The organism is Kitasatospora sp. NPDC057936 (genome assembly GCF_042887525.1).
Taxonomy (GTDB): domain Bacteria; phylum Actinomycetota; class Actinomycetes; order Streptomycetales; family Streptomycetaceae; genus Kitasatospora.
This window is the reverse complement of sequence record NZ_JBHVPD010000059.1, coordinates 46908-67009: the sequence shown is the minus strand read 5'-3', so window position 1 is coordinate 67009 and position 20102 is coordinate 46908. Positions and strand designations below refer to the sequence as shown.

The 20102-nt window shown below is 74.2% G+C and carries 16 protein-coding genes and 1 pseudogene; 8 read left to right on the top strand and 9 right to left on the bottom strand.

Translation table 11 applies throughout. The annotated features are described in order from the left end of the window. Positions 1–6 precede the first annotated feature (6 nt). Positions 7–1947 carry a helix-turn-helix domain-containing protein gene (locus ACFVU9_RS27620; RefSeq protein ID WP_380444608.1) on the bottom strand — a complete coding sequence of 647 codons (1941 nt, stop codon included), beginning with the start codon at positions 1945–1947 and terminating at the stop codon, positions 7–9. A gap of 98 nt (positions 1948–2045) precedes the next feature. On the opposite strand from ACFVU9_RS27620, the gene ACFVU9_RS27615 reads away from it, so the two are divergent. Further along, positions 2046–2909, top strand: a complete 864-nt coding sequence (locus ACFVU9_RS27615; RefSeq protein WP_387597841.1) for a methyltransferase domain-containing protein — start codon at positions 2046–2048, stop codon at positions 2907–2909. Next, the gene (gene pabB / locus ACFVU9_RS27610) at positions 2906–5014 is read left to right on the top strand and encodes an aminodeoxychorismate synthase component I (RefSeq protein ID WP_387597838.1); all 2109 of its coding nucleotides are present in this window, start codon (positions 2906–2908) and stop codon (positions 5012–5014) included. The genes ACFVU9_RS27615 and pabB overlap by 4 nt, the downstream gene beginning before the upstream one ends. Positions 5015–5118: 104 nt before the next feature. Here pabB and ACFVU9_RS27605 read toward each other — a convergent pair. Next, a pseudogene (locus ACFVU9_RS27605) lies at positions 5119–5952 on the bottom strand (helix-turn-helix transcriptional regulator); the annotation flags it as partial. Between the two features lie 108 nt (positions 5953–6060). Here ACFVU9_RS27605 and ACFVU9_RS27600 point away from each other — a divergent pair. Then, positions 6061–7545 (top strand): MFS transporter, encoded by a 1485-nt coding sequence (locus ACFVU9_RS27600; protein WP_380444610.1) that lies wholly within the window; start codon positions 6061–6063, stop codon positions 7543–7545. A gap of 145 nt (positions 7546–7690) precedes the next feature. Here ACFVU9_RS27600 and ACFVU9_RS27595 read toward each other — a convergent pair whose 3' ends face one another. Together ACFVU9_RS27595 and rpe are read right to left on the bottom strand one after the other, a co-directional pair. After that, complete coding sequence (locus ACFVU9_RS27595; RefSeq protein ID WP_380500103.1) at positions 7691–8650, bottom strand: pirin family protein; 960 nt, start codon at positions 8648–8650, stop codon at positions 7691–7693. Between the two features lie 94 nt (positions 8651–8744). Further along, the gene (gene rpe / locus ACFVU9_RS27590; RefSeq protein ID WP_380444613.1) at positions 8745–9428 is read right to left on the bottom strand and encodes a ribulose-phosphate 3-epimerase; all 684 of its coding nucleotides are present in this window, start codon (positions 9426–9428) and stop codon (positions 8745–8747) included. Between the two features lie 208 nt (positions 9429–9636). Between rpe and ACFVU9_RS27585 the strand changes: the two genes are divergently transcribed. After that, on the top strand, positions 9637–10491 hold the full coding sequence (locus ACFVU9_RS27585) for a hypothetical protein (RefSeq protein ID WP_387597834.1): 855 nt from the start codon (positions 9637–9639) through the stop codon (positions 10489–10491). Here the strand turns inward: ACFVU9_RS27585 and ACFVU9_RS27580 are convergent. The 4 genes from ACFVU9_RS27580 to ACFVU9_RS27565 all read right to left on the bottom strand — a co-directional run bounded on the left by ACFVU9_RS27580 (position 10481) and on the right by ACFVU9_RS27565 (position 14152). Continuing rightward, entirely contained in the window at positions 10481–11164 is a 684-nt protein-coding gene (locus ACFVU9_RS27580; protein WP_387597831.1) for a C39 family peptidase, read from the bottom strand. The two genes, ACFVU9_RS27585 and ACFVU9_RS27580, sit on opposite strands and share 11 nt — an antisense overlap. Before the next feature lie 102 nt (positions 11165–11266). Further along, on the bottom strand, positions 11267–12253 hold the full coding sequence (locus ACFVU9_RS27575) for an aldo/keto reductase (RefSeq protein WP_387597829.1): 987 nt from the start codon (positions 12251–12253) through the stop codon (positions 11267–11269). Between the two features lie 100 nt (positions 12254–12353). After that, the gene (locus ACFVU9_RS27570; protein WP_380500107.1) at positions 12354–13172 is read right to left on the bottom strand and encodes an ABC transporter permease; all 819 of its coding nucleotides are present in this window, start codon (positions 13170–13172) and stop codon (positions 12354–12356) included. Next, complete coding sequence (locus ACFVU9_RS27565; RefSeq protein WP_380500108.1) at positions 13172–14152, bottom strand: ATP-binding cassette domain-containing protein; 981 nt, start codon at positions 14150–14152, stop codon at positions 13172–13174. The genes ACFVU9_RS27570 and ACFVU9_RS27565 overlap by 1 nt, the downstream gene beginning before the upstream one ends. A gap of 106 nt (positions 14153–14258) precedes the next feature. Here ACFVU9_RS27565 and ACFVU9_RS27560 point away from each other — a divergent pair, with 106 nt between their 5' ends. From ACFVU9_RS27560 to ACFVU9_RS27545, 4 genes are all read left to right on the top strand, one after another. Beyond that, positions 14259–15008, top strand: a complete 750-nt coding sequence (locus tag ACFVU9_RS27560) for a TetR/AcrR family transcriptional regulator (RefSeq protein ID WP_387597824.1) — start codon at positions 14259–14261, stop codon at positions 15006–15008. Positions 15009–15241: 233 nt separating this feature from the next. After that, complete coding sequence (locus ACFVU9_RS27555) at positions 15242–16756, top strand: glycosyl hydrolase family 18 protein (RefSeq protein ID WP_387597821.1); 1515 nt, start codon at positions 15242–15244, stop codon at positions 16754–16756. A gap of 159 nt (positions 16757–16915) precedes the next feature. Beyond that, positions 16916–18061 (top strand): serine hydrolase domain-containing protein, encoded by a 1146-nt coding sequence (locus tag ACFVU9_RS27550; protein WP_387597819.1) that lies wholly within the window; start codon positions 16916–16918, stop codon positions 18059–18061. Continuing rightward, positions 18058–18615, top strand: a complete 558-nt coding sequence (locus tag ACFVU9_RS27545) for a hypothetical protein (protein WP_387597816.1) — start codon at positions 18058–18060, stop codon at positions 18613–18615. The genes ACFVU9_RS27550 and ACFVU9_RS27545 overlap by 4 nt, the downstream gene beginning before the upstream one ends. Before the next feature lie 87 nt (positions 18616–18702). On the opposite strand, the gene ACFVU9_RS27540 is transcribed toward ACFVU9_RS27545, so the two are convergent. Continuing rightward, positions 18703–20085, bottom strand: coding sequence for an alpha/beta fold hydrolase (locus tag ACFVU9_RS27540; RefSeq protein WP_387597813.1), 1383 nt, complete (start codon positions 20083–20085; stop codon positions 18703–18705). Positions 20086–20102 lie beyond the last annotated feature (17 nt).

Below are 20102 nucleotides of genomic sequence, written 5' to 3'. Positions count from 1 at the left end.
CCCCCGCTACGGCGCCAGCACGGTGTCCCGCTGCCGCCACAGGACCTCCCGGGCCCTCAGCAGGCGCAGCGCGAGCTGGACTTCGAGGGTGCGTCCGGGCTGCTGCCAGGCGGGGCCCAGGAGTTCGGTGATCCGGTCCAGGCGGCGGGCCACCGTGTTGGGGTGGACGTGCAGGTCCTCGGCCGCCCGGGTGGGACTGCCGCCCGAGGCGAAGTAGGCCTCCAGGGTGGCGATCAGACTGGTCGCGCGCTCGGTGTCGTGCTCCAGCAGCGGGCCGAGGAGCGAGGCCACGAACCCCTCGACGTCGTGGTCGTCGGAGAGCAGCAGCCCCAGGAAGCCGAGGTCGGCCATCGCCGCGGCGCTCCCCGTGCCGTCCAGCGCCGTCAGCGCGTCCAGGCAGCGCACCGCCTCCTGGTGCACCCTGGCGACCGACGCGAGCCCGGTGGCCGGACCGGCCGCGCCGACGGTGACGGGCTGCCGCAGCAGCGGGGAAAGCTCCTTGGAGACCGAACGGGCGGCGGCCGAGGCGTCCGTACCGGGCAGCAGCAGCACGACGCAGCCGTCGCGCACCGTCTTGAGCCCGGACCGCCGGTACGCGTACGACGCGGCCCACACCGCGGCCTTCCCGTGCTCGCCGCCCTCCGGCCGGGCCACCACGACGACATGCGGGCCTTCCGGGTCGATCCCGAACTGTCCTGCCTGATAGACGAGTTGACTCGAAGGCTGGAGGGGTGTCGCGAGCAGGACGTCGAAGAACTCGTCCCGTCCCGGCCCGGCCGTCGCGGGCACGCTGCGCTGCCCCACGAGTTGCAGCGCGACCGCCCGTCCGACGAAGGCGAGGAAGCTCTCCTCGTCGGGGCCGAGCGGTCGCGCGAACCGGGCCACCACCACCCCCAGGTCCTCGACGCCGGCACCGACCGGGGCCACCCAGACGTCCTGCGCCGGGCTCACCGGGGCCCTCGCCGCGTGCGCCTCCAGGGCCGCCCGGCCGGTCAGCACCTCCGCGAGGCCGGGTACCTCCCCGGTGGAGGAGAGCACCTGCCCGTGCGCGTCACCGACCGCGAGCGTGGCGCCCAGCGCCTCCCCGGCCGTCCTGGCGACCACGTGCAGGTCGCAGCCGTTCAGCACCTGGTCGGCCAGCCGGATCCGGGCGTCGGCCAGCTCACGGGTCCGCGCGATCGTGTCGCGCGCGCGGGCGCCCGCCGACTCCAGCTCCGCGATCTCCAGCCGCGTGCGGTCCAGCAGCCTGGCCCGCTCCAGCGCCACCGCCGCGAAGTCCGCGAGGGAGCGCATCAGGCTGATCTCGTCGGGCGTGAAGTGCCGCACGACGCGGTCGGCGCCGTAGAGGGCACCGATGGAGTCCGCCCCCACCTGGATCGGCACCGCGATCACCGCGCGCAGCCCTTCGGCGCGGACCACCTCGTCGATCTGCTCGCTGTGCGGGATCCGGTCGTCGTTCAGGTAGTCCGGCGACCAGAACGCGCCGCCCTGCCCCTGCGCCATCTGGCCGAGGCCGTGGTGCTCCTCGACCACCAGGCCCACGTTGAGCGTCGTGGTCTGGCCCTCCGAGCAGTGGACGTACGACCCGCCCCGGGGCAGCGGCAGGCTGATGTAGGCCATGTCGAAGCCCAGCAGCCGACGGGTCCGGCTGGTGATGACCTTCAGCAGGGTGTCCGGGTCGTACGGGGCGGTCATGTCGTGGATCATGTCCACCAGGGCCGCCGTGGCCGCCTCCCGCTGCCGGCGCTGGTCGAGCGAGGCGTGGATCCTCAGCCCCAGCCGGACGGCCCGTTCGAGCTCCGCGCGCCGGCCCGGTGGCATCCCTTCCCCGCCCGGCTCCGCGGCGCGGTACAGCAACTCGTGGAAGCGGCCCAGCGGCGCCTCCGCGGCGAGCAGTTCGAGAATCGCCAGGGCAGGCGCGTCCACGAACCCGGAATCCAACGGCATGGTTCCCCCTCCACAGCCGGTGAAGATCATCTACACCGAGAGTAGGCGCCACGCAAGAGGGGGGTCAAGGCGCTGGCCTGCGATTTAACACGCCCGTAGTGACCGGGACACCGCACCGAACACGGCACGCTGTCACCCCGCCACCTTCCCGGAAGCGGCCGGCGGGGGAAACAATTCCAGGCGGGCACCGCGGGAGCGGTGCCCGCTCGCATGACAACGGGGGACATATGAATAGGCTCACGGACTACGGGCGTTCACTCGCCCGCAGCCGGGCCGCGCGGCTCCACGCCGACCGGCGCAACACCTTCACCCTGGCCGGGCGCGAATGGGACCTTTTGGACGAGGTGTTCGCGCCGCCTTTTTCGGTGTCGTCCGGGATCGCCCTGGAACTGCTCGGTCTGGGCGGGACGCCCGGAACATCCGGGACACCCGAAACGTCCGGCCCCGGCTCGTTCCTGGAGGTCGGCTGCGGCACCGGCATCATCGCCGTGTCCGCCGCACTGGCGGGCTGCGAACGCGTGACGGCCCTGGACATCAGCGAACCGGCCGTCCGGAACACCGTGATGAACGCCGAACGGCACGGCGTGGCGGACCGGCTGACCGTCGTGCACAGCGACCTCTTCGAGAACGTTCCGGCCGGCCGGAAGTTCGACACCGTCTATTGGCACTCCAACCTCGTACTGGCCCCGCCGGAATACCGGCACAAAACGATCCACGAACGCGCCTACGTGGACCCCGGTTACCGGGACCACCGCAGATTCCTGGCCGACGCCCCGTCATTCCTGACCGAGAACGGGAGAATCCTGCTGCATTTCAGCAATCGCGGGAACACCGCCCGACTGAATGCGATCGCCGCCGAAAACGGCCGGGAAGTCCGTGAACTCCGCAGCCTCCGGGTGCACGAAGGGGACGACCTGGTCGAGCACGTTCTCCTGGAGATCTCCGTCGCCGAACCGTCATGAGAACTCTACTCGTCGACAATTACGACTCCTTCACCTTCAACCTCTACCACTGCCTGGCCCGGGTGAACGGCTCCGAGCCGGTGGTGATCCGCAACGACGACCCGTCCTGGCACCTGTCCCGGCTCTCCGGGTTCGACAACGTCGTACTCTCCCCCGGACCGGGCGATCCGGCCCGGGCGGCCGACTTCGGAATCTGCCGCGACATCGTCGAGCAGGGCGACATCCCGCTGCTGGGCATCTGCCTCGGCCACCAGGGGGCGGCGCTGCTGCACGGCGGCACCGTCACCCGCGCCCCGGAACCACGGCACGGCCGCACCTCGCCCGTCCTGCACGACGGCCGCGGCCTGTTCCACGGACTCCCGTCCCCGTTCGAGGCGGTGCGTTATCACTCGCTGACCGTGTCCGAACTGCCGGACGAAATGGAGGCCGTCGCCCGGACGCCCGACGGCGTGCTGATGGGACACCGGCACCGGCACCGGCCGATCTGGGGACTGCAGTTCCACCCCGAGTCGGTCCTCACCCGGTTCGGCCATGAACTACTCGCCAACTTCACCCGGCTGAGCCGGGAGTGGCACGCGGCCCGGGGCACGGCGGTCCGCCCGTCGCCACCTGCCCCCGCGCCGCGCCCGGCGGACCGGGCGGACCCGGCGGGCCGGGGCGGCGCCCGACGGCTCCGGGTCCTCGTGGACCGCCTCCGGACCGACTGGGTCGACGAGGTCGCGTTCCAGCGGCTCTTCGGCGCCGCCGACACCGCGTTCTGGCTGGACAGCAGCCGGCCGGACGGCGGCGCGGGCCGGTTCTCCGTCCTCGGGGACGCCTCCGGCCCGCTCGCGCGGATCGCCGAGGCCGACGTCCGGAGCCGGACCGTCACCGTGCGCTCCGCCACCGGCTCACGGACCGTCACCGGCGACTTCCTCGACTGGATCGACCGCGACCTCCGCGGCATCCGCACCGAACTCCCCCGCCTGCCCTTCGAGTTCGCGCTCGGCTGGGTGGGATACCTCGGGTACGAGCTGAAGGCCCAGTGCGGTGCCGGGGCGGCCCACCGGGCCGAGGACGCCGACGCCACCATGGTGTTCGCCGATCGCGCGGTCGTCCTGGACCACCTCACCCGCACCACCTACCTGCTGGCGCTGGCGGAGGACGAGGACGAGGCCCCGGCCAGGTCCTGGCTGGAGACCACCGCACGGGCCCTGGCCTCCGTGGCCGGCCGCCCGGCCGCGGACCCCGTCCCACCCGCTCCGCGGTCCGCCGTCCGGCTGCGCCACGACCGCGACGCGTACCTGCGGCTGATCGGCTCCTGCCACGAGGAGATCGCCGCCGGAGAGACGTACGAGGTCTGCCTGACCAACGTCGCCGAGGCCGGGGGCGACCTCGACCCGTGGGAGGGCTACCGCGTGCTGCGCCGCTTCAGCCCCGCCCCGTACGCGGCACTGCTCCGCTTCGGCCCGCTCGCGGTGCTCAGCACCTCGCCGGAGCGCTTCCTGCGCGTGGGGGCGGACGGCGTCGCGGAGTCCAAGCCGATCAAGGGCACCCGGCCGCGCGGCGCGACGCCCGAGGAGGACGCCGCGATCGTGGCGGGGCTGCGGGCGGACGAGAAGGACCGCGCGGAGAACCTGATGATCGTCGACCTGGTCCGCAACGACCTCGGGCGGCACGCCGAGATCGGCTCGGTCGAGGTCGCGGGCCTCTTCGACGTCGAGACCTACGCGACCGTCCACCAGCTGGTGAGCACGGTGCGGGCGCGGCTCCGGCGGGACCGCACCGCCGTGGACTGCGTGCGGGCCGCGTTCCCCGCCGGCTCGATGACGGGCGCCCCCAAGCTGCGGACCATGGAGGTCATCGACCGGCTGGAGGCCGGGCCCCGCGGCATCTACTCCGGCGCCATCGGCTACTTCTCGCTGTCCGGCGCGGCCGACCTGAGCGTCGCGATCCGCACGGCGGTCGTCACACCGGGGCGCGTGCGCTACGGGGTCGGCGGGGCGATCGTCGCACTGTCGGACCCGGAGGCCGAGTTCGAGGAGACGGCGGTCAAGTCGGCCCCGCTGCTCCGGCTGACCGGATCCGCGTTCCCCGGCCGCCGGCCGCCCTCGGCGCACGGCTGAGCCGGCGCGCCCCCGGGGTCGGGCGCGCCGCGGCCGGTGCGCCGTCCGGCGGCCAGCAGCGCGGCGGGGCCCGCCTCCCGGTACCGGCCGACCAGGTCCTCCAGCAGCCGCCTGGTCTCCGGGCCGTCGGGCGTGTGGATCCACATCTTCGTGTCGGGCGCGGAAGCCGTCGTGAACGCGTTGGTGATCACGCTCAGCCGCTCGCCGTCCACGCTCCAGAACGACTTGCGCCGGGTGTTCGACGCGGCGACCTCGTGCCTGGCCCACAGCTCGGCGAAGCGCGGGCTGGCCTCCCCGAGCTGCCGCACGAAGTCGCCCCAGTGCGGGTCCTTGAGCCGGTGGCCGAACTCGGCCCGCAGCTGGGCCACCATGACGGCCGTCTCGTTCTCCCACTCCACGAGCGGCTGGAGCCGCCGCTCGACCGTGAACAGGTGCCACAGCACGTTCCGCTCCCCCGGCGGCAGCAGCACGATCGCCGGATCGAGCGCCCCGTACGCGTCGTTGAACGCGAGCACGTCGTAACGCGCGGTCACGATGCAGGCCGGCAACGGGTTCAGCGCGTCCAGGATGGCCTGGTTCTCGGCCGGGTCGGCGAGCCGCGCCGAGGCGTCCAGCGGCACGGCCGGCACGGCCGCGAGCCGGTAGAGGTGACCGCGCTCGGCCCGGTCGAGCCGCAGCGTGCGCGCGATCGCGTCGAGCACCTGGACGCTCGGGTTGATCCGCCGCCCCTGCTCCAGCCAGGTGTACCAGGCCGCGCCGATCCCCGAGAGCTCCGCGACCTCCTCGCGGCGCAGGCCGGGCGTGCGCCGCCGCGGGCCGGGTGACAGTCCGACGTCCTCGGGCTTGATGCGCTCGCGTCGGAGCCGCAGGAACGCGCCCAGCTCCGCGCGTCGCTGGGCCTCGGCGGTCGGAGGGGGGCCGTCGGTCGGTCGGGTCACCGCACGATTCTGCTGGACAACGGGCCGATCCGGGTAGCCGGGTACTCCCGGTTCCAGGATCACTGGATATCTGGTACCCCCCACGGGGCCGCCGGGATCATCGCTGCCATGACCGAGAAGACTCAGGAGCGGGCGGCAGCAGCCGCCCGGCCCACGCCCCCCGCAGAGCCGGAGACCGCGCTCCCGGCCCCCGACGCGGCCGCACAGACCCGCCGGAACAACCAGATGCTGGTGGTCCTGCTGGGTGCGGTCTTCATGGCCCTGCTCGACTCGACGATCGTCAACGTCGCCACCCCGACCATCCGGACCGACCTCGGCACCACGGGGTCCGCCCTCCAGCTGATCGTCTCCGGCTACACGATCGCGTACGCCACGCTGCTCGTCACCGGCGCCCGTCTCGGTGCCCGCAACGGCTTCCGGACGGTCTTCCTGGCCGGACTCGTCACGTTCACCGTGGCCTCGCTCGCCTGCGGACTGGCGCCCGACGAGGGCACCCTGATCGCTGCCCGGGTGGTCCAGGGCGTCGGCGCGGCGATGATGATGCCGCAGATCTACAGCCTGATCCAGCTGAAGTTCGAGGGCGCCGCCCGGGCCCGGGCGCTGAGCCTGTACGCGGCCACCATCGGCCTCGGCGTCGTGGTCGGCCAGGTCGCCGGCGGACTGCTGGTCAGCGCCGACCTGTTCGGCACGGGCTGGCGCCCGGTGTTCCTGATCAACGTGCCGGTCGGGGTGGTCCTGGTGGCCGCCGGGCTGCGCGTGCTGCCGAAGGGCCGGCCCGAGAACCCCAAGGGCCTCGACATCCCCGGGCTGATCACGCTGACCGCCGCGCTGCTGCTGCTGGTCATCCCGCTGGTGCTCGGCCACGAACAGCACTGGCCGGCCTGGATGGTGGTCTCCCTGGTCCTCTCCGTCCCGGTGTTCGCCGCCTTCGCGATCGTCGAGCGCTCGGTGGCGCGCCGTGGCGGTTCGCCGCTGATCCCCGGCCGGGTCCTGAAGACGCCCGGCCTGCTGCCCGGGGCGAGCGCCATGTTCCTCGCGATGGCCGGCTACGCGGGCTTCCTGTTCTCCTTCTCCCAGCACATGCAGTCGGGGCTCGGCGAGTCCGCCACCCGCACCGGCCTGACCTTCGCGCCGCTCGCGCTCGGCGTCGCCACCGGCAGCCTCACCTGGCAGAAGGTCCCGGCCCGGTGGCACCGCCGGATGATCGTCATCGCGTGCACCGTCACGGCCGTCGGCCACTTCGGCATCGGCTTCGCCGTGCGCTCGGGCGGGCACGGCGGCGTCGCGCTGCCGCTGCTGCAGCTGGTGGTGGGCCTCGGCATGGGCTACATCACCAGCCCGCTGCTGACCGTCTCGCTGGCCCGGGTCGTCCCCGCCGACGCGTCGGACGCCAGCGGCGTGATGACCACCTCGGCCCAGATCGCCCAGGTCCTCGGCATCGCGACCTACGGCAGCGTGTTCCTGGGCACCGCCGACGGCCAGGGGGCGAACCCGTCGGCCCACGCCATGTTCGTCACCGCGATGCTGGTGGCCGCGGGCGCCCTGCTCAGCGCCGTCGCGTCGATGAAGCTGCCCCGCCCCCGGAAATCCTGAACCCGGCGGTCCCCGGGGGTCGTTGCCGCGCGAGCGGCCGATCCGGCCGGACCGCGGCGGGTTCGTGCGGAATGCTCGGCCGGGACTTCCCGTCCGAGCGTTTCGCATGCGCCCCCTGGGACCGGGACGGAACGGCCGGCCCGGCTCACCGCTCGCGCCCCCTGGGCTTCAGCGGGGTGGCGGGCAGTTCCGGGGCGGGCAGGCGGTCGCCGGCGTAGCCGTGGACGGTGCCGAAGCGGTCGGTGGTCATCCAGTCGGCGCGAGCCCGGGCGATGTCCTCGGTGGAGCGGCCGATGAAGTTCCACCACATGACGATCTTCTCGTCGAAGGGCTCGCCGCCCAGCAGCAGGACGGCTGCGTCGGTGCGGGCGAGCAGCGGGAGTTCGGGGCGGCCGCAGCCCAGGTAGAGCATCGAGCCGGGTTCGACGCGGACGCCGTCGACGTCGACGCCGCCGGACATCGCGAGGACGGCGTACTCGAAGTCCGGGACCAGCGGAAGCCGGAGGTCCGCGCCGGCGGTGAGGGCGAGGTCGGCGCCGACGAGCGGGGTGTAGGTGGTGCCGGGCGAGGTCGCGGTGTCCAGGGTGCCGAGGACGACGGTGGCGTTCAGGCCCGGGGCCGTGACGACCGGCAGGTCGGGGTGGTGCTCGAAGGCCGGGGCGGTGTGCCGGTGGGCGTCGGGCAGGGCCACCCAGAGCTGCGCGCCGTGCAGGTGGCGGGCGTGCGGACGGGGGGACTCCTCGGAGTGCGAGATGGCCCGGCCGGAGGTCATCAGGCCCAGTTCGTACGGGCGGACGGTCCGCAGACTGCCGAGGCTGTCGCGGTGCAGCACCTCGCCCTGGTGCAGCCAGCTGACCGTCTGCAGGCCCATGTGGGGGTGGGGCGGGACCTGCATGCCGGGCTCGTCGGCGATGTCGTCGGGGCCGTAGTGGTCGACGAAGCACCAGGCGCCGACCATCCGGCGGCCCAGGTTGGGGAGCAGGCGCCGCACCACGGTGCTCTCGCCGAGGGGGACGCGGCGCCCGGTGAGGAGTTCCTTCACCGGGCCGCCGCCGGCCTCCCGACCGCAGGCGGTCGGGACGGGCTTGCGGTCGAGGTTGCTCATGTGCGGGTCCACCACCGTACGGAGAGGGGCGATGAGAGACGTTCGTCAGTGATCGTCCCTCAGCGCACCCGGTATCCGCGCCCGCGACGCGGACTCAGTGCGCGCAGGCCCACCAGGCGTCGGTGGTGGCGGCGGTCGCCAGGTCGCGCAGCTTGCGGACGGCCTCGGCCGGGTCCTGCGCGCCGTAGACGGCCGAGCCCGCGACGAAGACGTCCGCGCCGGCCTCGGCGCAGCGCTCGATGGTGCTCGCGGACACGCCGCCGTCGACCTGGAGCCACAGTTCGAGGCCGTGCTTGGCGATCAGCTCCCGGGTGCGGCGGATCTTCGGCAGCATGATGTCCAGGAAGGCCTGGCCGCCGAAGCCGGGCTCGACGGTCATGATCAGCAGCATGTCGAGCTCGGGCAGCAGGTCCTCGTAGGGCTCGATCGGGGTGGCGGGCTTGAGGGCCATGGAGGCGCGGGCGCCCTTGGCGCGGATCTCGCGGGCGAGGCGGACGGGCGCGGCGGCGGCCTCGGCGTGGAAGGTGACCGAGCCGGCGCCGGCCTCGACGTACTGCGGGGCCCAGCGGTCCGGGTCCTCGATCATGAGGTGGCAGTCGAGCGGGATGTCGGTGGCGCGCGCGAGCGACTCGACGACGGGGACGCCCAGGGTGAGGTTGGGCACGAAGTGGTTGTCCATGACGTCGACGTGCAGCCAGTCCGAGCCCCGGACGGCCTCGGCCTCCTCGCCGAGACGGGCGAAGTCCGCGGACAGGATGCTGGGGTTGATCTGCGCCATTACCAATACCTTCACACGAGGGCTCGGGCGCCACCGTGCCGGGCACCCCGCCCCATCATCTCGCGCGCCGGCACCGGCCCGCGCACCGCGCGGTCGCCCGCGTGACCGTCATCACACCCAGGGTGGGGTTACCGCGGCCGCCGCCGTGGTCATCAGCACTGGAGCGACGCCCCGACCCGTCCCACCCCCGTTCAAGGAGGGTCTCCCGATGGCCGATCTCGTCCACCCCGCCCGTTCTCTCTGGTGGCTCTTCGAACCGGTGCACTCCCTCACGTACTTCTCGCCCGAGGGCCAGGCGGCCTTCGAGGCGGCCGGACTGCGGGGCGGGTGGCGCGGCTACTTCGCCGGCCGGGCCGCGCCGCTGGGCGCGGTGGACGCGCCGCCCGTGATCGCCGCGTTCTTCAGCTTCGCGCCGGCGGTCGTCGAGCGCGCGGTGCCCGAGGTGTGGACGCACGCCGGCCCGGAGAAGGCCCTGGCCGCGCGGGCCGAGGGGTCGTCCGCGGCGCTGGCCCGGGTGCTGGAGCACGTCGACCCGGCCCAGGTCGAGCTGGCCGCCGACGCGTTGGAGCGGGCGGCGGCACGGCTGGACTGCGCCGGGCGCGTCCTGGCCGCCGCCAACGCCGCGCTCCCCCGGCCGGCCGACCGCTACGGGCGGCTGTGGCAGGCCGCGACCGTCATGCGCGAGCACCGCGGGGACGGCCACGTCGCCGCGCTGGTCACGGCCGGGCTGGACGGCTGCGAGGCGCTCGTCGTGCGCTGCGCGCTGGACGTGCGGCGCGAGGACCTCCAGCCGCGGCGCGGGTGGACGGACGAGGAGTGGGAGGCCGCCGCGGAGCGGCTGGTCGAGCGGGGCTGGCTGACGGCGGACGGCGCGGTCACCGAGCTCGGCCGGATCCGGCACCAGTCCCTGGAGGCCGCGACCGACCTGGCCGCCGCCCGGGTGTGGGAGGACTACCCGCGCCGGGAACTCGACCGGCTGGCGGCCGCGTTGAAGCCGATCTCGGCGCTGTGTCGCGGCGAACTGCCGGTCGACCTGCTCGGGCTGCCGAGCATCAGGCCCTGACGCCCTCGGACTCACCGGGCTCGCCGGGCGGGCCGGACTCACCGGACTCGCCCGGCGGGCCGAGGACGATCCCCCGTCCGGCGAAGAAGCGTCCGAAGTCCCGCCACGGCACGTGCGCGAAGGACTGCGACCCGCCCGGGAACCCGGACGGGTTGTGGATCACCAGCGCCGTGCTCGTGGCGCCCACCGCCAGCACCAGGTGCCCGCCCCGGCGGACCGGGTCCGGCCCCTCCGGCTCACGGATCGACGGGTGCACCGACAGCATCGGCAGCCGCCCGCCGGCCACCTCGGCCGCGATCTCCCCGGGCGCCAACTCCCGCGCCTCGGCGGCCAGTCCCCACCGTTCCCGGACGTGGGTGGCGAACGGTACGTGGATCAGCCCGCGCAGGCCGTCGCCCTCCCGGACGTACGCGCCCGCCGCCTCGCACTCCCGGGCGAGCACGAGCGCCGGGGGCGCAAGGCCCCACCAGAAGTCGAGCGCCATCCGCAGGCAGGCCACCCCGCACAGGCGCCACGACCACCAGCCGTACTCCTCCGGTGTGGCCGCCCCGGACTGCCCCCACCGCGGATCGTCGGCGGCGTCCAGTGCCCCGCCGACGATCTCCCGCACGAGCTCCGCCGACTCCCACTGCGCGTAGTACGGCACGTCGTGCACAACCGCCTCGTCACCCATCCCCCGACGCTCTCACGCCCCACCGCCCCACGCGAGCGCCACACGCGACGCCACACCGTCCCGCCCCGGCCGCCACGACCGGGGCGGGACCGCGCCGAGCACCTACCAGGCGTAGTCCTCCGGGGCCGGGCGGTGGCCCGGGAAGAGGTCGTCGAGGCGGTCGAGGGTCTTGCGGTCGAGTTCGACGTCCAGGGCCCGGATCGCCGAGTCGAGGTGCTCCGGGGTGCGCGGGCCGATGATCGGGGCGGTGACGGCCGGGCGGCCGAGGAGCCAGGCGAGGGCGAGCTCCGCGGGATCGACGCCGAGTTCGTCGGCGAGGTCCTCGTAGGCCTGGATGCGGTCGCGGTGGGTGGCCAGGAGGTCGTCGGCGTGCGCGAGCGCCGCCCGCACGCGGGTGCCCTCGCGCTCCTTGCGCAGCGCCCCGCCGAGCAGCCCGCTGCGCAGCGGGGACCACGGCAGGAGGCCGAGGCCGTAGTGCTGGAGGGCCGGCACGACCTCCAGTTCGACGGTGCGGTCGAGCAGGTTGTACAGGGACTGCTCGCTGACCAGGCCGAGGAAGTGGCGGTTGCGGGCGGCCTCCTGGGCCTGGGCGACGTGCCAGCCGGCGAAGTTGCTGGAGCCGACGTAGATGATCTTTCCCTGGGCGACCAGGACCTCCATCGCCTGCCAGATCTCCTCCCAGGGCGTGTCCCGGTCGATGTGGTGCATCTGGTAGAGGTCGATGTGGTCGGTGTTCAGGCGCCGCAGGCTCGCCTCGACGGCCCGCCGGACGGCGAGCGCGGAGAGCTTGCCCTCGTTGGGCCAGTCCCCCATCGCGGCGTAGGCCTTGGTGGCGAGGACGGTCCGCTCCCGGCGCCCGCCGCCCTGCGCGAACCAGCGGCCGATGATCTCCTCGGTGCGGCCCTTGAGGTTGCCCTCGGGGTCGCGGCCGTAGGCGTTGGCGGTGTCGAAGAAGTTGATGCCCCGGTCGTGGGCGGCGTCCATGATGCGGTGGGCGTCGGACTCCTCGGTGTGCGGGCCGAAGTTCATGGTGCCCAGGCAGAGGCGGGAGACGGTCAGGCCGGTGCGGCCGAGGTGGGTGTACTCCATGGCGTCCACCTTCGGTCGCACCGGCACGGGTGTCCAGCACCTTCACCGGACCGGCGGGTCAGCACCCGCCCGTGCTCACACTCTCGGCGCCCGCGCCGCCTCAGCGCCCATGGGTGGCGAACTTCCGTACGGCCAGCGGCATGCAGAGCACGAGCAGGGCCGCGCTCCACAGCAGCGAGGCGAGCACGGCGTGCTGCATCGGCCAGGCGCCGCCGGGCGCCGAGGGGTTGCCGAACAGGCTCCGGCTCGCCTCGACCACCGCGCTGATCGGGTTCCAGTCGGCGACGGTCCGCAGCCAGCCCGGCATGCCGCCGGTGGGCACGTACGCGTTGGTGATCATCGCCAACGGGAAGACGGCGACCGAGAGTTGACCGGCGGCCTCCTCCTTGCCGACGGCGAGTCCGAGGCACGTCCCCACCCACGTCATGACGAATCGGAAGAGCAGCAACAGCCCGAACGCCCCCGCCGCGTCCGCGAATCCGTGCCGGACGCGCCAGCCGGCGGCCAGTCCGACGGCCGCCAGCAGCGCGAGCACGACGGTGCTGACCAGCAGGTCGGCGAGGGTCTGGCCGAGCAGGAGGCCGGTGCGCGAGACGGGCATCGAGCGCAGCCGGTCGGTGACCCCGCGCCCGACGTCGCGGGCGGCGCCGACCATGGTGGGCATGATGCCGTTGGTGGCGACCATGGCGAACAGGCCGGGCATCAGGAACTCCCGGTAGTCGCCCCCGCCCGGCACCTGCATGGCGCTGCCGAAGACGTACCCGAAGACCACCACCATGATCACCGGCACGCCCAGCGAGGCGGCCAACAGGCCCGGCGAGTGGCGGTAGTTGAGCAGGATGCGGAGCATCGACGTCCCGGTGTCGGTGACGAGCCGGGACGGTCCGGCGGCGACCGGGCCCGCGTGCGTGGCGGCCATCAGGCGACCCTCCTCAGGTCGGCGGTGCGGGTGGCGGTGAGCGCGAGGAACACGTCGTCCAGCGAGGGCGCCCGGACCGCGACGTCCTCCGCGACGACGCCCTTCCCGTCCAACTCCCGCACCAGCGCCGGGAGCAGGACGTCGACGCCCGGCGGTGTCACCACCGTGACCAGGCGCTCGGCGACGTCCACCTGCGCGTCCCCGCCGGACAGCCGGGACAGCACGACGGCGGCGGAGCCGAGTTGGGAGGCGTCCGCGATGGTGACGGACACCCGGCTGCCGATCTGCGCCTTGAGCCGGGCCGGCGGGCCGGTGGCGATCGCGGCGCCGTGGTCGACGACGACGATGTCGTCGGCGAGCCGGTCGGCCTCCTCCAGGTACTGGGTGGTGAGCAGCACGGTGGTGCCGTCGTCGGCCAACTCCTTGACGGTGTCCCAGATCTCCTGGCGGCTGCGCGGGTCCAGCCCGGTGGTGGGCTCGTCGAGGAAGAGCACCGGCGGGCTGGTGACGAGGCTGGCGATCAGGTCGAGGCGCCGGCGCATGCCGCCGGAGTAGGTGCGCACGAGCCGGTCGCCGGCCTCGGCGAGGCCGAAGCGGTCGAGCAGTTCGTCGGCCCGGGCGCGCGCCCGGCGGCCGCCGAGGTGGTGCAGCCGGCCGAACAGGTGCAGGTTGTCGCGCCCGGTGATGCCCTCGTCGACGGCGGCGTGCTGCCCGGCCAGGCCGATCGCGCGCCGGACGGCCTCGGACTCGCGGGCGACGTCGAACCCGGCGACCCGGGCGGTGCCGCGGTCGGGGGCGACGAGGGTGGCGAGGACGCGGACGGCGGTGGTCTTGCCGGCGCCGTTGGGGCCGAGGAGGCCGCACACGGTGCCGGCCGGGACGGTGAGGTCGAGGCCGCGCAGGGCCTCGGTGGCGCCGAAGCGTTTCGCCACGCCCGCCATCTCGATGGCGGGCCCACGGTGGTCGGAGCGGTCGGACATGGCTGTCTCCACCCTTCTCTAGGTACAGCGTACGTAGAAGCGCGTGCGGGCTCATCGTACTACGTACGCCGTACGTATCTAAGATGGGTGAGCGAGGTGATCTTCAGTGCCGTCCAGCAACACCCCCGACAACCGCGACACCCCGGGCCGCGGCGAGCCCCCGACGCCCCCCGACGCGCCCGAACTGATCTGGCTGCGCCCCGAGCGCACCGGCCGCGGCCCCCGGCCCGCCCACAGCCGGGCGTCCATCGCCGCCGCCGCGATCGCCATCGCGGACGCCGAGGGCCTGGACGCCGCCTCGATGCGCCGCGTCGCCGCCGCCCTCGGCGCGGGCACGATGTCGCTCTACAACTACGTGCCGAAGAAGGAGCACCTCCTCGACCTGATGCTCGACGCGGCGGCCGGCGAGTACGACTTCGCCACCCTCGCCCCCACCGGCGACTGCCGCACCGACCTCGTCCGGCTCGGCCGCCGGCAGCTCGACCTGTGCCGCCGCCACCCCTGGCTGCCCGCCCTGGTCCTCGCCCGCCCCGGCATCGGCCCCAACGCGCTGCGCTACACCGACCACTACCTGGCCATCACCGCCCCGAGCGGCCTCAGCGGCGGCGACCGGATGGAGGCGATGGCCCTGTTCAACGGCTTCGTCTGCCAGTACGCCCAGTACGAGCGGACCGCGGCGGCCGGCGCCAAGTGGCAGGCAGAGCTGGCCGGTTACCTCACCCAGGCGGCGATGAGCGGCGAATACCCGCACCTGGCACAGGCCTTCACCACCCCCGGCCCGCCCTCGGACCCGTCCACCGCCTTCGAGCGCTCACTGGATCGGGTGATCACCGCCATCCTGGCGCCGCCGTCGTAAGACGCTCGTAGCCCCCGCAGCCGCCGTACCTGCCGCGCCCACCACGGCGACAACGGCCCCGGGGCGCCCGCAAGGCCGGGTCGATCCGGGTACACAGTGTCGGCGACCCGTCAACCGGTTCGGCGGAAGTCCCTCGCCCCGCCCGGTTCCCCCATAGTCTGCACGGGTGCGGTCACGCCCGGCGCCGGTGCGGGCGTCCTCCGTGACGGCCGCCCCCGGAGGGAGAACACGTCATGAGCGAGCTGGTGCACCCGTCCGACCCCGGTCTCGACGGACGGGCCGTCGGCGCCGCCGAGCGGACCTACGCGCGGAACGGATTCGACCCGGCGACGACCGACGGCCGCCTGTCCCACACCCCCTGCCGGGTGGCCAAACCGGTGTTCAACTCCTACCGCCGCAACGGCTCCCAGACCGTGTCCGGGTTCCTGGACACCTCGTGGGCCTACGACGCCCGCCTGACCGAAGCCCCCGACGACCCGGAAGGCCGTGCGGTCCAGGACGGCGGTCCGGGCGCCGACCTCGCCCGGCTCGACGCGGCACCCGGTGCGTTCGACGAGATCGTCCTCGGCCTCGTCGGGCTCGTCGGCGACCAGGGCGGCCTGGCCGCCGCCACCGCCCAGGCCGCCCAGGACTTCGGGATCCCCGACGCCGAGCGCGGCGCGGTGGTCTTCGTCGACCCGTGGAGCGCGGTCGCCGCCTACCAGGGGTACGGCTTCGCGGGCTGGGTCTCCAACGGCTACCGGGACCTCTTCGACGAGCGGAAGGCGCAGGGACTGCTGGGTGCCGCACGGCGCCTCAAGGACCGCGACCCGGCCCTCGCCGTCGGCCTGCACGTCGGCGGCTGGGAGCTGGGCGAGGCGTTCCGCCGCCTCACGCCCGACCCCGCCGCGCGGAAGCGGTTCGCCCGGTCCGTGGTCGAACTCCTGGAACAGTTCCCCATGTTCTCCACCCTCCACCTCGACTGGCGCTGGCCCGGCCTCGGCAAGGAGGCCACCGACTACGCCGCGCTCGTCGGCGAGACCAGGTCGGCCCTGTCCGCCGCCGGCCTGCCCGCGACGATCGCCGTCGCGGTGCCCGCCGCCGTCGCCCAGCTCAAGGCGATGAACGTCCCCGTCCTGGTCGAGGAGGGCGCCGAGCGCTTCGACGTGATGTCCTTCGACGCCTTCGGCAGCCCCTGGTCCCCCGGCCTCGGACACCACGCGGCCCTGCACCACGACCCGGCGGGCCCCCTGGCGGACAGCATCGACGGGGCCGTCACGTACCTCCTCGACGAGGCCCGCGTGCGGTCCACCCGCGTCCACCTCGGCTACGCCACCACCACGCGCAACGCCCGCCGGGCCCGGATCGACCGCGTCTCGCCCCTGAAGGGCCGGTACGACGCGGGCCCGGGCGAGGTCGTCGGGTCCTTCCGGCCCGGCGTGAGCCACTTCGCCGACGTGCTGCGCAACTTCCTGGACCTCGAACGCGGCCGGGGGCGCAACGGCTTCGAGCTGTACACGGACACCACCGCCGACGCCGACTACCTCCACAGCGCCGACAGCGGCGTCTACGTCTCCCTCGACACCCCGCGCTCCGTCCGCGCCAAGGCCGAGTACGCCCGCGCGCGCAACCTCGGCGGCCTGTTCGCCGAGCACGCCGAGGCCGACCCCGGCCTGCTCACCAACGCCGCCCACGAGGGGCTGGGGCACATCGCGACCTCGACCGTCATCGACATGAAACCGCTCTACGTCACCGGCCGCACCGCCTAGCACCGCACCGCCTGGCACCGCTGCCCAGCGGCGCCCGCCCCACGCACCGAGCCCCCCATCCGCCCCGCGCGCCCCACTCCCGACAAACCCGTCGCACCCGCACGCCGCCTCCCGTACGGTGGATCCGTAGACGATCTTGGCCGTACGACGAGGGGCACCATGCAGCAGTACGAGGGTTGGGCCGACGAACGCTTCGGCCCCGTCGCGGACGAGTTCGCCCGCAACTTCGCCGAGTTCCCCGAGCTCGGTGCCGCCGTCACGGTCTACTCGGGCGGGCGCAAGGTCGTCGAGCTGTGGGGCGGCACCGCCGACGAGCGCACCGGCCGGGCCTGGACGCGGGACACGGTCGTCCCGGTCTTCTCCGTCGCCAAGGGCGCCGTGAGCATCGCCGCGCACCTCCTCGCGCAGCGCGGCCGGCTCGACCTCGACGCCCCGATCGCCCGCTACTGGCCGGAGTTCGCGCGGAACGGCAAGCAGGACATCACCACCCGCATGGTCCTCGGCCACCGGGCCGGTGTGCCCGCGCTCGACGCCGTGCTCCCGTTCGAGGAGATCGCCGCGTGGGCGCCGGTCGTCCGGGCGATCGAGGAACAGCCGCCACTGTGGGAGCCGGGCACCACGTACGAGTACCACGGCCACGTGCTCGGCTTCGCGGTCGGCGAGGTGATCCGCCGGATCACCGGCCTCACCCCGGGCGCCTTCCTGCGCGAGGAGATCGCCGGGCCGCTCGGCGGCCTGCCGGTCTGGATCGGCCTGCCGCAGGAGCAACTCCCGCACCTGGCAAGGCTGGTGGAGGCCGACGGCCGCCGCCCGATGCCCGGCCCTGAGCACCTGCTCACCCGGATCGTGACGATGAACGGCGCCCTCGTCTTCCCCGGCCTCGACGCGCCGCACGGCTGGAACGACCCGGCCCTGCACGCGATCGAGCTGCCGGGCGCGGGCGCCGTCGCCTCCGCGACCGGCCTCGCGGCCCTGTACGCGGCGGCCGTCACCGGCCTCGACGGCGGCAAGCGCCTGCTGTCGCACGACACCGTGACCGACGCGGTGCGCGAAGTCTCCTCCGGCGCGGGCTTCCTGGGCTTCGACATGGGCGCCCGCTGGGGCTCCGGCGTCCTGCTGGACTCCCCCGCGTTCCGCCCGCTGTACGGCCCGCGGAGCTTCGGCAACGACGGCGCCGGCGGCCAGTTCGCCTTCGGCGACGACGAGTTCGGCATCGGCTTCGGGTACGTGGCGAACCGGATGATCGGCCACGGCGACGCCCGCGCCACCCGGCTGATCCAGGCGGTCCGCGGGTGCCTGGGGTGACGGCGTTCCTCGCCGGGCTCACCGAGCTGGCCGCCACCGGCGGCCTCGGCCCGCTGCGCTACGACGCCCCGCTGCCCGAACTCGCCGCCCGCTACGGCGATCCGTACGACTGCGGGCGCGTCCACAAGGACACCCGCTGGCCGCACGCCTTCGGCTGGGGCGACGCGTGGACGGTGTTCTGCAGCTGCCGCCGGCTCCGCTCGCTCTCGCTCCCGGCCTGGCACGGCGAGCTCGAACTCCCGCTGCCTGATGGCGGGTTGCGCACGATCGACACGCACGTCACGGAATCCGCGCTGGTCGCCGCGCTCACCGCGGCCGGCTGCACGTGGGAGACGGTGACGTACGAGAACATCCCCGGCCAGCGCACCCTGGAGGTGGCGCCGGCCGAGGACGTCCGCGTCGCGTTCGTCCTCACGGAGGGCGGAGGCTCCGATCGCGCCGGCGAACCGCCGTCCGAGGACTGGCTGTTGAACAAGGTCGGCCTGTGGGGCTACGACCACCCCGACTGCCCCGGACCCGACCGCACCGCGCCGGACGACGGCTGGGGCGCGTAGGGCGCGTCTTTCGGCTCGGGGCCCGACGACCGGCCCGGACCGTTCCGCCCCCGCGCGGAACGGTCCGGGATCCCCTGCCCCTGCGGCTCAGCCGCCGAGCAGGAAGTCGTACACCGCCTGCCGCCCGATGTCGCTGGGCGCCCGGGTCTGGACCCCGTGCGCCGCCCCGGGGACGACCACGACGCGCGCGTCGTGCGCCATCTCCGCCTCCCGGTACGTCCAGGCGAGCGGCGTGGACAGGTCGCGGTCGCCGCCGAGCAGCAGCACCGGCACGTTCGGCAGCCTGTGGTGCTCCGACGGCGTCGCCGGCACCTCCTCCTGCGGCCAGTCCAGGCAGGTGAGCAGGGTGCCCGTCCCGGTCGCGGTGGCCGGGTCGAACGGCCAGGTCTCCTCGGGGGTCAGCTCGTCCCTCGCCTCGGCCAGTGCGGCCGCCCGTCCCTCGACCGGGGTGTCCGAGGTGCCCCACGGGAAGTGCCCGTCGGCGCACAGGGTGCTCGCGTGCAGGCCCTGGCTCAGGAACTCGGCGGGCGCCGCGTTGCCCTGGTGCGCGCCGTCGATGTAGCGCTGGAGCATGGCGGGCCGCCCGGCGGCGGCCTCGTGCAGCGCCTCCGGGACCCCGTGGTAGTCCGGGTCGACGAACTCGAAGCTGGTGATCGCGTCGAGCACGTCGGGCCCGTCGTGGTAGCGGCGGACCGTCTCCGCGAGGTCGGCGGCCGGGTCGGTGGTGCACCCGGTGGCCGCGCAGGCGGCGGTGAGCACCCGGGCGGTGGCCTTCAGTGGGACGGGGTCGAGCGGGTCGTAGCCCTGCTGCGGCACCACGGAGTCCAGCACCAGCCGGGCGACGTGCGCGGGGTGCGCCATCGCGTACCGCTCGGCGGTGAAGGTGCCGTACGAGACGCCGTCCAGCGTGAGGCGCTTGTCGCCGAGGACGCGGCGCAGCTGGTCGATGTCGGCGACGGTGTCGGCGGTGCCGTAGAACCGCCGGTCCGGGCCGAGCGCGGCCGCGCAGTCGGTGACGGCCTTCGGGGTGGGCGGGGCGAGGTCGGAGGCGCCCATCTGCTCCTGGAGCTCCGGGCACCGGAGGGCGTTGCCGCCGGTGCCGCGCTGGTCGAACATCACCAGGCGGTAGTCCTTGAGGACCGGTGCCAGCCGGCCCACGATCCGGTTGACCAGCGGGACGCCGGGCTGGCCGGGACCGCCGGTGAGGAACAGCAGGTCGCCCTTGGGCGCGTCGGTGTTGCCGCCGACGGCGACCCGGAGGTCGAGGGTGCCCGGGGTGTCGCCGCCGTGGTCGAGCGGGACGGTGAGCGTGCCGCAGGTGAAGCCGGGGCTGCCCGCACAGGGCGCCTGCCCGGTGAGCCCGCCGCCCGCACCGCCCGGGGCGGCGACCGCCGGGGAGCCCAGCGTCGTCCCGGCGACCACCGCGACGGCGCCCAGCAGGGCGGCGACGCGGCCGCGCGTTCTCGTCATGTTCGTTCGTCCTTCCC